The following is a 13037-nucleotide window of genomic DNA, read 5'->3' as shown; positions in this document are numbered from 1 at the left end:
GTCAACAATCGGTCACGGAAGTGCCAGGATGGGCCGATGCCCCTCTCCGACGAACTTTCCCTCGGCTTAGAGACCCCCCGAGTCCTGGACCGTCGTATGGGCCCGCACGGCGAGGTGGTGCTGCGCCGGCACGGGGAGGTCCTCCAGATCATCGCCAACGGCTGTTTCCTCATGGACACCTCCGACGGCCGCTCGGAGCGGCTGCTCGTCGACGCGGCGCTGGCGGCGCTGGACGACCGGCCCGCGCCGCACGTCCTACTCGGCGGGCTCGGCGTCGGATTCTCGCTCGCACACGCCGCCGCCGAATCCCGCTGGGGGCGGATCACCGTGGTGGAGCGCGAGCGCGCGGTCGTCGAATGGCACCGCGCGGGCCCGCTGGGCGCGGTCTCCCGGGACGCGCTCGCCGACCCGCGCGTGACGGTCGCCGAGGCGGACCTGGTCACTTATCTCCATGAGACATCGGACACGTTCGACGCGCTGTGCCTCGACATCGACAACGGGCCCGGCTGGACGGTCACCGAGGACAACGACGGTCTGTACGCACCGGCCGGACTGGCCTCCTGCGCGCGGGTGTTGAGACCCGGCGGGGTGCTCGCGGTGTGGTCCGCGCAGCCGTCTCCGGAATTCGAGGGAACCATGGGGAATGCCGGGTTCCAGCAGGTGCGTACCGAAGAGATCCCGGTTGCCCGAGGCGTGCCGGACGTGGTGCACCTCGGCGTCCGACCTGGATAGCAAAGGCGCGGCGACTCCCCGTACGCTGCTGCCTTGGCGCCGATCATTCAAGCGTCAATCGCAGTCATGCGCAGACATGGGATCACCCCACGGATCCCGGAAAGCAATCTCAGGGGCGGGCGATGGAGCAGACACACACCTCGCACAGCGGAACGACGACGGCCACCCAGGGCGCGCAGCGGCGCGTGCTGGTCGTGGAGGACGACCCGACCATCGTCGACGCGATCGCGGCCCGCCTGCGCGCCGAGGGATTCCTCGTGCAAACGGCGGGCGACGGCCCCGCGGCGGTCGACACGGCCGAGGCCTGGCAGCCGGACCTGCTGATCCTCGACATCATGCTGCCGGGCTTCGACGGCCTGGAGGTCTGCCGGCGCGTGCAGGCCCAGCGGCCGGTGCCGGTGCTGATGCTGACCGCGCGCGACGACGAGACCGACATGCTGGTCGGGCTCGGCGTGGGCGCCGACGACTACATGACCAAGCCCTTCTCGATGCGGGAGCTCGCCGCGCGCGTGCACGTGCTGCTGCGCCGGGTGGAGCGGGCCGCGCTGGCCGCCTCGACGCCGCGCAGCGGCATCCTGCGGCTCGGCGAGCTGGAGATCGACCACGCGCAGCGGCGGGTGCGGGTGCGCTCCGAGGACGTGCACCTGACGCCGACCGAGTTCGACCTGCTGGTGTGCCTGGCCAACACCCCGCGCGCGGTGCTCTCCCGTGAGCAGCTGCTCGCCGAGGTGTGGGACTGGGCCGACGCCTCGGGCACCCGGACCGTCGACAGCCACATCAAGGCGCTGCGGCGGAAGATCGGCGCCGAGCGGATCCGCACGGTGCACGGCGTGGGCTACGCCCTGGAGACCCCGACGCCATGACCGGCGGGCCGGACGGACCCAGGAGCCCCGCGGAGTCCTTCGGGGGCGTTCGCCCGTTCTCGATCAAGACCAAGCTGGGCGCGCTGGTCGTCACGTCGGTCCTGATCACCACGGGCCTGTCGGTGATCGCCGTGCACACCAAGACGGAGCTGCGGTTCATCACGGTCTTCTCGATGATCGCCACGCTGCTGATCACGCAGTTCGTGGCGCACTCGCTGACCGCCCCGCTCGGGGAGATGAACACCGTCGCCCGGTCCATCTCCGACGGCGACTACACGCGCCGGGTGAACGAGCGGCGCCGCGACGAACTGGGCGACCTGGCGCAGACGATCAACGTCATGGCCGACGAGCTGGAGGCCCAGGACCGCCAGCGCAAGGAGCTGGTGGCGAACGTCTCGCACGAGCTGCGCACCCCCATCGCGGGCCTGCGCGCGGTGCTGGAGAACGTGGTCGACGGCATCGCGGAGGCCGACCCGGAGACGATGCGCACGGCGCTGAAGCAGACCGAGCGGCTCGGGCGGCTGGTGGAGACCCTGCTGGACCTGTCCCGCCTGGACAACGGCGTCGTCCCGCTGCGCAAGCGGCGCTTCGAGGTGTGGCCGTACCTGTCGGGCGTGCTGAAGGAGGCCAACATGGTGGCCTCGGCGCGCGCGGGGATGGCGTCGGGCTCGGGCAGTCACACGCGCACCGACGTGCACCTGCACCTGGACGTCTCGCCGCCGGAGCTGACCGCGCTCGCGGACCCCGAGCGCATCCACCAGGTCGTGGCGAACCTCATCGACAACGCGGTCAAGCACAGCCCGCCGCACGGGCGGGTGACGGTCAGGGCGCGGCGCGGGCCGCAGCCGGAGTCGCTGGAGCTCGAGGTCATGGACGAGGGGCCGGGCATCCCGCGCTCGGAGTGGCACCGGGTCTTCGAGCGGTTCAACCGGGGCGCGGTGCGCCGGCCGCACGGTCCGGGCAGCGACGGCGGCACGGGGCTGGGGCTGGCGATCGCCCGCTGGGCGGTCGATCTGCACGGTGGCCGGATCGGCGTGGCCGAATCCGAGCGGGGTTGCCGGATCCTCATCACCCTTCCGGGAGAGTCCTCGGCGTCGGGTTGACGTACAGTGCGAACCGGAACCTCAAGATCCACGACGGTCCGCGCGGCGTTCCCGCAGTCGGACACGTGTGATCAGGGGCGGGTCCGCACGCTCGGCGCGCGCGGTCCGCGTCGGCGTACCCTCTCACCTGTGCGGGCTCCGCGGTGAGCAGGTCAACCGCGCTTGTTTCCCGCCATTTCAAGCCCCGAAACACGCTCTTTCATGTGACTTACGCGACGATGGACGGGCCCGGCCTGACCTTCACCCCGCGGGAGGCGTAGCCTTTATTCCCGCTGTCCATCACCTTGTGAAGCGGAAGAGGGCGGTTGCCGCCGTGTCGCCACAGTCCCCCAGTAACGCATCGAGCGCTCCGACGACCGACGCGGACCAAGCGGGCAAGAACCCCGCTGCCGCGTTCGGTCCCAACGAGTGGCTCGTCGACGAGATCTATCAGCAGTACCTCCAGGACCCGAATTCGGTGGACCGAGCCTGGTGGGACTTCTTCGCCGACTACAAGCCGGGAGCCCCGAGCGGCCCGGCTGCGGCGGGTACTGCGGCCACGGGGGCCGCAGGGACCACCCCCACCCCGGCTCCCGCCGCCCAGGCCCCCGTCCCGGCACCGGCCGGCCCGGCCCCCGCCGCCCCGGCGCAGGCCGCGCCCGCGGCTCCGGCCGCGAAGGCCCCCGCCGCTCCTGCGCCCGCCAAGCCCGCCGCCGCGGCCCCCGCCGCCAAGCCGGCCGCCGCGAAGGCCGCCCCGGCCGCCGAGGCGCCCGCGGGCCCGGAGTACGTGCCGCTGCGCGGCCCGTCCGCCGCGGTAGCGAAGAACATGAACGCCTCACTGGAGCTGCCGACCGCCACCTCGGTCCGCGCGGTCCCGGTGAAGCTGCTGTTCGACAACCGCATCGTCATCAACAACCACCTCAAGCGGGCGCGCGGCGGGAAGATCTCCTTCACGCACCTGATCGGCTTCGCGATGGTCCAGGCCATCAAGCAGATGCCGTCCATGAACCACTCGTTCGGCGAGAAGGACGGCAAGCCGGTCCTGGTCAAGCCGCCGCACGTGAACCTCGGCCTGGCCATCGACCTGGTGAAGCCCAACGGCGACCGCCAGCTCGTCGTGGCCGCCATCAAGAAGGCCGAGACGCTGAACTTCTTCGAGTTCTGGCAGGCCTACGAGGACATCGTCCGTCGCGCCCGCGACAACAAGCTGACGATGGACGACTTCACCGGCGTCACGGTCTCCCTGACCAACCCCGGTGGCCTCGGCACCGTCCACTCGGTGCCGCGCCTGATGCCCGGCCAGTCGGTGATCATGGGCGTCGGCTCCATGGACTACCCGGCCGAGTTCCAGGGCACCTCCCAGGACACGCTGAACAAGCTCGGCATCTCCAAGGTCATGACGCTCACGTCGACCTACGACCACCGGGTGATCCAGGGCGCCGCCTCCGGCGAGTTCCTGCGCGCGGTCGCCAACCTGCTGCTGGGCGAGAACGGCTTCTACGACGACATCTTCGAGGCCCTGCGCATCCCCTACGAGCCGGTCCGCTGGCTCAAGGACATCGACGCCAGCCACGACGACGACGTCACCAAGGCCGCCCGCGTCTTCGAGCTGATCCACTCCTACCGGGTCCGCGGCCACGTCATGGCCGACACCGACCCGCTGGAGTACCGCCAGCGCAAGCACCCCGACCTCGACATCGTCGAGCACGGGCTGACGCTGTGGGACCTGGAGCGCGAGTTCGCCGTCGGCGGCTTCGCCGGCAAGTCGATGATGAAGCTGCGCGACATCCTCGGCGTGCTGCGCGACTCGTACTGCCGCACCACCGGCATCGAGTTCATGCACATCCAGGACCCCAAGCAGCGCAAGTGGATCCAGGACCGCGTGGAGCGCCCGCACTCCAAGCCGGAGCGCGAGGAGCAGCTGCGCATCCTGCGCCGCCTGAACGCCGCCGAGGCGTTCGAGACGTTCCTGCAGACCAAGTACGTCGGCCAGAAGCGCTTCTCGCTGGAGGGCGGCGAGTCCGTCATCCCGCTGCTCGACGCGGTGCTGGACTCGGCCGCCGAGTCCCGCCTGGACGAGGTCGTCATCGGCATGGCCCACCGCGGCCGGCTGAACGTCCTCGCCAACATCGTCGGCAAGTCGTACGCGCAGATCTTCCGCGAGTTCGAGGGCAACCTCGACCCGAAGTCGATGCACGGCTCCGGCGACGTGAAGTACCACCTGGGCGCCGAGGGCACCTTCACCGGCCTGGACGGCGAGCAGATCAAGGTCTCCCTGGTCGCGAACCCCTCGCACTTGGAGGCGGTGGACCCGGTCCTGGAGGGCGTCGCGCGCGCCAAGCAGGACATCATCAACAAGGGCGGCACGGACTTCACGGTCCTGCCGGTGGCCATCCACGGCGACGCGGCCTTCGCGGGCCAGGGCGTGGTGGCCGAGACCCTGAACATGTCGCAGCTGCGCGGCTACCGCACCGGCGGCACGGTCCACATCGTCATCAACAACCAGGTCGGCTTCACCGCGGCCCCCGAGTCCTCGCGCTCCTCCATGTACGCGACGGACGTGGCCCGCATGATCGAGGCCCCGATCTTCCACGTGAACGGCGACGACCCCGAGGCCGTCGTGCGCGTCGCGCGGCTGGCGTTCGAGTTCCGCCAGGCGTTCAACAAGGACGTGGTGATCGACCTCATCTGCTACCGCCGCCGCGGTCACAACGAGTCGGACAACCCGGCCTTCACCCAGCCGCTGATGTACGACCTCATCGACAAGAAGCGCTCGGTGCGCAAGCTCTACACCGAGTCCCTCATCGGTCGCGGCGACATCACCCTGGAAGAGGCCGAGCAGGCGCTGCAGGACTACCAGGGCCAGCTGGAGAAGGTCTTCACCGAGGTCCGCGAGGCCACGGCCCAGCCGGCCGCCGCGCCGTCGCACGACCCGCAGGACGGCTTCCCGGTCGCGGTGCAGACCGCGGTCTCCACCGAGGTCGTCAAGCGGATCGCCGAGTCCCAGGTCAACGTCCCCGACCACGTCACCGTCCACCCGCGTCTGCTGCCGCAGCTGCAGCGCCGGGCGGCCATGGTCGAGGACGGCACGATCGACTGGGGCATGGGCGAGACGCTGGCCATCGGCTCCCTCCTGCTGGAGGGCGTCCCGGTCCGCCTGGCGGGCCAGGACTCCCAGCGCGGCACGTTCGGCCAGCGCCACGCGGTCATCATCGACCGCGAGACCGGCCAGGACTTCACGCCGCTGCTGTACCTCTCCGAGGACCAGGCCCGGCTGAACGTCTACAACTCCCTGCTCTCCGAGTACGCGGCGATGGGCTTCGAGTACGGCTACTCGCTGGCCCGCCCCGACGCGCTGGTGATGTGGGAGGCGCAGTTCGGCGACTTCGTCAACGGCGCCCAGACGGTCGTGGACGAGTTCATCTCCTCCGCGGAGCAGAAGTGGAGCCAGACGTCCGGCGTCGTCCTGCTCCTGCCGCACGGCTACGAGGGCCAGGGCCCGGACCACTCGTCCGCCCGCCCCGAGCGGTTCCTGCAGCTGTGCGCGCAGAACAACATGACGGTCGCCATGCCGACGCTCCCGTCGAACTACTTCCACCTCCTGCGGTGGCAGGTGCACAACCCGCACCACAAGCCGCTGGTCGTCTTCACCCCGAAGTCGATGCTGCGCCTGAAGGCCGCCGCGTCGAAGGCGGAGGAGTTCACCACGGGCGGCTTCCGCCCGGTCATCGGCGACGCCTCCGTCGACCCGGCCGCGGTCCGCAAGGTCGTCTTCTGCGCCGGCAAGGTCTACTACGACCTCGAGGCCGAGCGCCAGAAGCGCGGCGTCACGGACACCGCGATCATCCGCATCGAGCGCCTGTACCCGCTGCCGGGTGCCGAGCTCCAGGCGGAGATCGCCAAGTACCCGAACGCCGAGAAGTACCTGTGGGCCCAGGAGGAGCCGGCCAACCAGGGCGCCTGGCCGTTCATCGCCCTGAACCTGATCGACCACCTGGACCTGGCGGTCGGCGCGGACATCCCGGCCGGCGAGCGCCTGCGCCGCATCTCCCGCCCCCACGGGTCGTCCCCGGCGGTGGGCTCGGCGAAGCGGCACCAGGCGGAGCAGGAGCAGCTGGTGCGCGAGGTGTTCGAGGCGTAGGCCTCCCGGCACCCGCACGACGGCGACGGCCCGCCCCGGTTCCCGGGGCGGGCCGTCGCCGTGATCCCAGCCGCTCAGGTCGCCTGGGGCTCGAAGTCCCAGTACGGGCGGTTGCGGGCGCGGGCCGAGATGGTGTGGACGTGCTGCTTGCCGAGGGTGGCCTCGAGGTCGGACAGGGCCTCCTGCTCGACCTTCTCGGCCTGCTGGGTGTCGCGCAGGCGGTACAGGTCGGCGGCGTGCGCCACCCGCGCGGACAGGGTGAGCGGATGGGTCCGGCCGAGCGTCTCGATCGCCCGGGTCACGGTGTCCCGGCTGAGCCGGGCGGCGCCCTCGGTGTCACCGATGAGATCGCGCAGCGCGGAGGCGTTCAGGGCGCAGCCCAGCGTGTAGGGGTGGTTCTCGCCGACCGCCGTGGTCATGTCGGCCAGCGCCTGCTCGATCAGCACGTGCGCGTGGTCGCGCTCACCGACGCTGCGCAGCACGAGGGCGTGGTTGGCCTGCGCGCCGGCGATGAAGGGGTGGTTGTCGGTGAGGAGTTGCCCGTAACGCGCGATGATCGACTCGCTGGCCTCGCGGGCCTGGTCGATGTCACCGTGCTCCCGGGCGAAGCAGCTCTGGCTCACGGCGGCGGCCAGGGTCTCCGTGTGGTTCTCGCCGAGCTTGCGCTCGTAGCGCTCCAGGACCCTCGTCAGCAGGGACCCGGCGGCGGTGCGGTCACCGCCGCGCAGGCGGCACAGGGCGAGGTTGTGCTCGGCGCGGAGGGTCTGGGGGTTGTCGGCGCCCAGTACGAGCCGGCACTCGCGCACGTTCTTCGCCTGGATGGACTCCGCCTCGGTGTAGCGGCCCAGCAGCCGCAGGCCGATGGCGTAGGACACCTCGGAGAACAGTGCCCAGGGGTGCCGTGCCTTCAGCAGGCGGCGGCGCAGCTCCAGCGTCGTCTTGTCGACGTCCAAGGCCTCCTGGTAGTGCCCGAGCAGCCGGTGGGCGAACCCGAGGTTGTTCAGGGCGTTGAGGGTGCGGGAGTCCTCCTCGCCGAGGAGGTCGCGGTAGGTCGGGTAGAGCCAGCGGTAGAGCTCCAGGGCCTCGTCGTAGCGGGCGAGCCCCCACAGGTCGGCGCCCAGTCCGTTGACCGCCCGCAGGTAGTCCAGGTCGCGTTCGCCGCGTTCCCGGCGCAGGTGGTCGGCTGCCTCGCGCTCCAGGGCCTCGGTGCGGACGTAGTCGCCGGAGGAGCGCAGCAAGTTGGCGTAGTGGTAGATGAGTTCGAAGATCCTCGGGTGGTGCTCGCCGAGGGACGAGCGCCAGGCGTGCAGGGCACGTTCGCCGAGTTTCACTCCCGAGGTGTACTCGCCGACGAAGTACATGTAGCGCAGGCAGTTGAGCACCAGGCGCTGGACCTTGGTGTCCTGGCTGTTGAGGACGTCCGCGTGCTTGAGGTGCGGCACGATCTCGGCGTAGGTGTCCCACAGGCGGGTGTCCGTGGCGCGGCCGGGGTCGGCGGCCGCGAGTGCGCGCCGGACCACGTCGATGAACTCCCGCCGGTCCGCCTCGGGCATGTCCTTGCGGACGATCTGGTGGACCATGCGGTGCAGGTAGAGCGACTCGCCGGAGGACGCGCCCGGCTCGCCCGACGTCTCGTGGGACTCCAGGCGCACCACCGAGTACTGGCGCAACTGGTTGATGGCCCTGTTCCACAGCAGCGGGTCCTCGAGCAGCCCGGTGAGCTGCTCGGGGAGGTCGTCGTGCGGCATCTCCTTCAGCAGCCGCACGGGAACGAAGCCGGGCGCGAAGAAGGTGCACAGCCGCAGCAGGTCGACCGACTCGGGAACGGTCTCACGGAGCTTGTTCAGCAGTATCGACCAGGCGGTCTGGAAGGCGAGCGGGAAGTCGGCGGAGACCTTGACCACGTCCTGGTCGATGCCGCCCTCGAGCAGTTCGATGTATGCCTCGACCGACATGTCGGAGTCGTTGAGCCAGCCGGCCGTCTGGTCCAGCAACAGCGGCAGGTCCTCCAGCGCGGCGGCGAGCTTGTCGGCGTCCGACTCCGTGAGCCGGGGCGCGCGCCGTCGGATGAACGCCACGGACTCGTCCCGGCCGTACACCGGGACCTGCATCAGCTGGCTGTTGTGCTCGCCCCACTGCGGGTTGCGCGAGGTGATCAGCACGTGGCCGGGACCGGTCGGCACCAGATCCCAGATCTGGTCGGGGTCGTCGGCCCCGTCGAGGATGAGCAGCCAGCGGGAGAACGGCTCACCGCGGCGCAGCGCGTCGCGCACCGCGCGCAGCCGCTCACCGTACTCGGCGCCCGTCGACAGGCCCAGTTTCGGGGCGAGCTCGGCGAGCACGCGGCGGTAGGACACCCGTTTCTCGGCGTTGATCCACCACACCACGTCGTACTCGGAGCTGAACCGGTACACGTACTCGGCGGCGAGCTGGGTCTTCCCGACCCCGGACATGCCGTACATCGTCAGGACGCCGGCGCCGGGCTCGCTGCCGTGCAGCAGGTGGTAGGCGTCGTTCAGCAGCGGCTCGCGGCCGGTGAAGCGGGTGTTGCGGCGGGGTACGTTGCCCCAGACCTCGGGCATGGCCGACGGGAAGCGCGGTGCGCGTCGGCTTCCGGTGGACTGCGGCAGCGGCTCGTGTCCCAGGTCCAGTCGCTCGAGGAGACGTCGTTCGGCCTCCTCCGGGCCGATGTTGACGAGGTCGGCGGGCGCGAGGACGGCAGTGGCGGCGGGGACCGGCGCGGTCGTCAGGGAGACAGCGGCGAACCGGGACGGGTCCGGGGCCACGACCTCGCGCAGCGCGGTGTTCCACTCCTCGTGGGTGCGCGGGCCCAGGAGGAAGTACCAGTCGCTGACGAGGATGAGAACGCGGCCCTCGGCGAGGCTCAGGTCGCGCAGCAGGTCGGTCAGGGGCACCTCCGGGGGTGCGTCCCACCGCAGGTACACCACACGCAGGCCGCGCCGCTCCAGACGGTCGCCGATCCAGGCAGCCCAGGCGCGGTTGAACCCGGCGAAGCTGATCGTGACGGTCTGCCGCACGGCCCCCCTCTCGGCTGACCCGACCGGCCTACGAGTTCCAGACATGCAGCGGCCTCCCGCCCGAAATGTTAGAAGCTGGGCACGGCTCCGGGAAGGCACGGGAACGCACCGCCGCCGACGCTCGTGATTCGCATCCCTTCCCGCAAGCGCAACGATCTCCACCTCCCGACGCAACGTTCTGCGCCGGAATCGGCGGGGCGGTCACGCAAGTGGCGCACGCGGGTCGCCGGGGAGCCGCTGAGCCCACAGGCGCCGCGCAGCGCTCACGTACTCCCGTGCCCGCACGGCGTGGGCCCTGGGGGCGGGGTGCTCGGCCATACGGGCGTGCGCTTCGACCAGGCATTCGACGAACTTTCGTCCCGGCGGGGTGAGTTCGGCCGACCCGACGAGGGCGGGAAGTGCCGCGCCCACTTGGGCGTGGTAGCGCGCGAACTGGGACCAGTCCGAGTCGAGATGGGCGCGGTCCGTGCCGTCGAGCGCGCGGTGCTGGTGGAAGTCGGCGAGGGCGAGGTGGGCGTACGCCCCTTGCAGGAGCCCGTCGTACGGGCGGGGGTCGGGTCGCCAGGGAGCGAAGTACCGTGCCCGTCCGTCTGCGTGGTGCAGCGGAAGCATCTCGCTGACCACGGCGAGTTTGGCGTGGTGCAGTTCGTGCACGAGCGTCGCGGCGAGACGCGTGGCGTCGGGGGGTGTACTGCTGAGCACGGCGCCGAAGGCCTCCCGCCGGGTGGCGCTGCAGGAGCCGCGGGCGCGGTCGTCGTCCGAGGCACGGTCGGGCATGGCGAGCGGCACCAGGCAGCGCAGCAGGGTCGCTGCCTCCGTGAGCCGCCGCTCCCCGCCGAGCCGCAGCGCCGCGGCCGTGCCCGACCAGGCCTGGAGCCAGTGCTTGCGTTGGCCGTCGTCGAGGGTGGCGGGCCCGGTCAGGCCGTAGCACTGCGGGTCGCCGTGCGCGGCACGGTACGGGTCCAGGTCCTCCAGCGGCAGTGGCGGGTCGTCCGGCCGCAGACCGGGCAGTGCGTACGCCGGGGTCCAGGCGCGCGAGTCCGACCAGGCGCCGAAACCCTCCTCCGGGACGACGCGGACGTCCGGCTCGCCCGGCCGGCGCAGGGTGAGCCGCCCGTTCCGGTGGACGGCATCGACCCGCAGGTGCCCCCGATGGCCGGTGCGCAGCGCTCCCAGGGAGGGCAGCACGAGCGTGCCGCCGTGCGCGGTGAGCCGTACGGCGAAGGGGACGCCGGCCCGGACGGCAGCCGCTGCGACGAGGGCGCTGAAGTGGGCCAGGTCCTCCGCGAGTTCCCCTTGCCGTCGCTCGTGGTCGGCCGCGGAGTGCGCGGGGGCGAGGCCCTGCAGGCAGCGCCGGGCCCAGGGACCGAGGAGCGGCCGGCACAGGGCGGCCCGTACGGGTGAGCGGTGCAGTGCCACGCCGGGCGCGCCGAGGGCCTCGGCCTCCTCCAGCAGGGCCCAGTCCTCGTGGAGCCGCTGCCGTGCGGCGGGCGGGCACTCCGTGGACGCGTCGGCTGCCTCGAGTACGGCCCGCAGGAGCAGCAGCCGTCGGCTGTCCTGGTCGCGGACGAGCAGGTCCAGGGTGGCGGGGCCGCCTCCGGTGGCGCCGAGTTCGGCGAGGGCGTGGTCGGGGAGCGGCGGGAATATCACGGGGGGCCTCCTTCGGCCGAGGAGGCGGCCGGTGGGGGGACCTCCTCGGTGAGCCGTCGCGCCACGTGCCGGATGAAGCGCTGGAGATCGGTGCAGTACACCGAGGGGTGGACGAAGCCGTGTCCGGCCCGGTACCGGTGCGCGTACTGGCCGCCGCCGCAGACGTGCAGGACGGGGCAGGCCCGGCAGGTCGTTGCCAGCGCGTCCGCTCCCGCCTGCCGGGCCGCCACCGCGGGGTGGCGCAGCGCCTCGTCGAAGGGGTGGCGGAAGACGTCGAGGCCGGTCTCGGCCGCGCCGTGGTAGGCCGACTTCAGGGAGTCCACCTGCTCGATCGACCCGTCCGTCTCCACGACCACCGTCTCGAACGGCGCGAGTCCGAGTTGCTCGGTCGCGGCCGGCCGGCCGAGCAGCAGGGCGATGCACGCCTCGAACAGGCGGACCCGTGCCTCGCGTCGCCCGGCCCGCCACCAGCGGTCGAACACCGCGCAGAGCCAGTCGCCGTAGCGCTGCCCGTCATGGTGCGGCGGCGGCACCGACCAGTTGCCGTGCGGCAGGAGCAGGTCCAGGGCCGGCGGGCGCAGGGCGAGGAGCGAGTCGTACGTCTCCACCGGGTCCAGCGTCGGGTCGACGACCGTGAGGATGCCGGCGTAGGAGGCCGGGAAGCGGTCGGCCACCAGCCGGGCGCCCCGGGAGGCGGCGGGCCAGGACGGGCGCCCGGCGTGGTCGACGCGCCGTGCGTTGTGGCCGGGCAGGCCGCCGTCGAGGCTGATGCCGACGCGGATGCCGGTGTCGGCCAGGGTGGCGAGGCGGGACGCGGTGAGCAGGGTGGCGTTCGTCTGGACCGTCGCGTGCACCTTCGTGCCGCCGGGGACGCGGGCCCGGACCAGGGAGGTGAAGCGGGCGAGCGTGTCCGCCCCGGCCAGCAGGGGTTCGCCGCCGTGCAGCACCAGGGAGAGGTCGGTGGGCCCGTGGGCGCGCGCGTGCTCGGCGATCCGGGTCGCGGTGCGTTCCAGTACGGCCGCGGACGCCGCCGTGGGACGGTCGCGCCAGGTGTGGTCGGGGCCCGCGTAGAGGTAGCAGTAGCGGCACGCGAGGTTGCAGCGGCCGTGCACCTTCACGATGAACTGACGGAACGGGAAGGGAACGGCGGGGGCGGGGGGACCGACGGGTACGGCGACACCGTGCGACACTCCGTCACCCCCCATGGCTCGGTCGTCCCTGGCCCCGTTCCCGACCGGGGAACCGGCAAACGCCGAGCCGGTCCCGGCAGCCCGACCGACCTGAACCGGTCCTCCCAGCGCGGAACTTGACCGGATCTCGCCGTCCGCCGGGCGCTCGGCGGCGCGTCGTCAGAACGCGCTGCCGTATCCCCAGAGCATCTCGCCGGGCTGTGCGGCCCGCTCGCGGAGATCGTCCAGGACCTCGCGCAGCACCGGGTGGCGGATGGTCCGCAACTCGGTGAGGCTCAGGGCCAGGACGTCCGCGAACGGCTCGTCCGGCATCGACTCGGCTGACTCCACCCTCATCCTCT

At 71.7% G+C, this 13037-nt stretch carries 8 protein-coding genes; 4 read left to right on the top strand and 4 right to left on the bottom strand.

The genetic code is table 11. The features are described 5' to 3' along the window. Positions 1 to 36: 36 nt before the first annotated feature. From AQJ30_RS22475 to AQJ30_RS22460, 4 genes are all read left to right on the top strand, one after another. Positions 37 to 732 carry a spermidine synthase family protein gene (locus AQJ30_RS22475; RefSeq protein ID WP_067236989.1) on the top strand — a complete coding sequence of 232 codons (696 nt, stop codon included), beginning with the start codon at positions 37 to 39 and terminating at the stop codon, positions 730 to 732. 122 nt (positions 733 to 854) lie between these two features. Continuing rightward, positions 855 to 1595, top strand: a complete 741-nt coding sequence (locus AQJ30_RS22470; protein WP_067236986.1) for a response regulator transcription factor — start codon at positions 855 to 857, stop codon at positions 1593 to 1595. Further along, complete coding sequence (locus tag AQJ30_RS22465; RefSeq protein ID WP_067236984.1) at positions 1592 to 2698, top strand: sensor histidine kinase; 1107 nt, start codon at positions 1592 to 1594, stop codon at positions 2696 to 2698. The genes AQJ30_RS22470 and AQJ30_RS22465 overlap by 4 nt, the downstream gene beginning before the upstream one ends. A 313-nt stretch (positions 2699 to 3011) precedes the next feature. Beyond that, positions 3012 to 6818 (top strand): multifunctional oxoglutarate decarboxylase/oxoglutarate dehydrogenase thiamine pyrophosphate-binding subunit/dihydrolipoyllysine-residue succinyltransferase subunit, encoded by a 3807-nt coding sequence (locus tag AQJ30_RS22460; RefSeq protein ID WP_067236982.1) that lies wholly within the window; start codon positions 3012 to 3014, stop codon positions 6816 to 6818. Between the two features lie 74 nt (positions 6819 to 6892). Here AQJ30_RS22460 and fxsT read toward each other — a convergent pair whose 3' ends face one another. From fxsT to fxsA, 4 genes are all read right to left on the bottom strand, one after another. After that, complete coding sequence (gene fxsT / locus AQJ30_RS22455; protein WP_067236979.1) at positions 6893 to 9901, bottom strand: FxSxx-COOH system tetratricopeptide repeat protein; 3009 nt, start codon at positions 9899 to 9901, stop codon at positions 6893 to 6895. Positions 9902 to 10057: 156 nt separating this feature from the next. Next, positions 10058 to 11503, bottom strand: a complete 1446-nt coding sequence (locus AQJ30_RS22450; protein ID WP_067237324.1) for an aKG-HExxH-type peptide beta-hydroxylase — start codon at positions 11501 to 11503, stop codon at positions 10058 to 10060. Beyond that, positions 11503 to 12711 carry an FxsB family cyclophane-forming radical SAM/SPASM peptide maturase gene (locus AQJ30_RS22445; protein WP_079084200.1) on the bottom strand — a complete coding sequence of 403 codons (1209 nt, stop codon included), beginning with the start codon at positions 12709 to 12711 and terminating at the stop codon, positions 11503 to 11505. The genes AQJ30_RS22450 and AQJ30_RS22445 overlap by 1 nt, the downstream gene beginning before the upstream one ends. Before the next feature lie 144 nt (positions 12712 to 12855). Further along, positions 12856 to 13032 carry an FxSxx-COOH cyclophane-containing RiPP peptide gene (fxsA, locus tag AQJ30_RS22440; RefSeq protein ID WP_067236976.1) on the bottom strand — a complete coding sequence of 59 codons (177 nt, stop codon included), beginning with the start codon at positions 13030 to 13032 and terminating at the stop codon, positions 12856 to 12858. Positions 13033 to 13037: the final 5 nt, after the last annotated feature.

This window comes from Streptomyces longwoodensis, from assembly GCF_001514125.1.
GTDB classification, from domain to species: Bacteria; Actinomycetota; Actinomycetes; order Streptomycetales; family Streptomycetaceae; genus Streptomyces; species Streptomyces longwoodensis.
The sequence above is the reverse complement of the archived record's forward strand: the minus strand, read 5'-3'. Positions and strand labels throughout refer to the sequence as shown.

What these genes read in the sequence shown, in the direction of transcription:
- AQJ30_RS22475 (WP_067236989.1), top strand. Translation starts at nt 37, where the DNA reads ATGCCCCTCTCCGACGAACTTTCCCTCGGCTTAGAGACCCCCCGAGTC.
- AQJ30_RS22470 (WP_067236986.1), top strand. Translation starts at nt 855, where the DNA reads ATGGAGCAGACACACACCTCGCACAGCGGAACGACGACGGCCACCCAG.
- AQJ30_RS22465 (WP_067236984.1), top strand. Translation starts at nt 1,592, where the DNA reads ATGACCGGCGGGCCGGACGGACCCAGGAGCCCCGCGGAGTCCTTCGGG.
- fxsT (WP_067236979.1), bottom strand. Translation starts at nt 9,901, where the DNA reads ATGTCTGGAACTCGTAGGCCGGTCGGGTCAGCCGAGAGGGGGGCCGTG.
- AQJ30_RS22445 (WP_079084200.1), bottom strand. Translation starts at nt 12,711, where the DNA reads ATGGGGGGTGACGGAGTGTCGCACGGTGTCGCCGTACCCGTCGGTCCC.
- fxsA (WP_067236976.1), bottom strand. Translation starts at nt 13,032, where the DNA reads ATGAGGGTGGAGTCAGCCGAGTCGATGCCGGACGAGCCGTTCGCGGAC.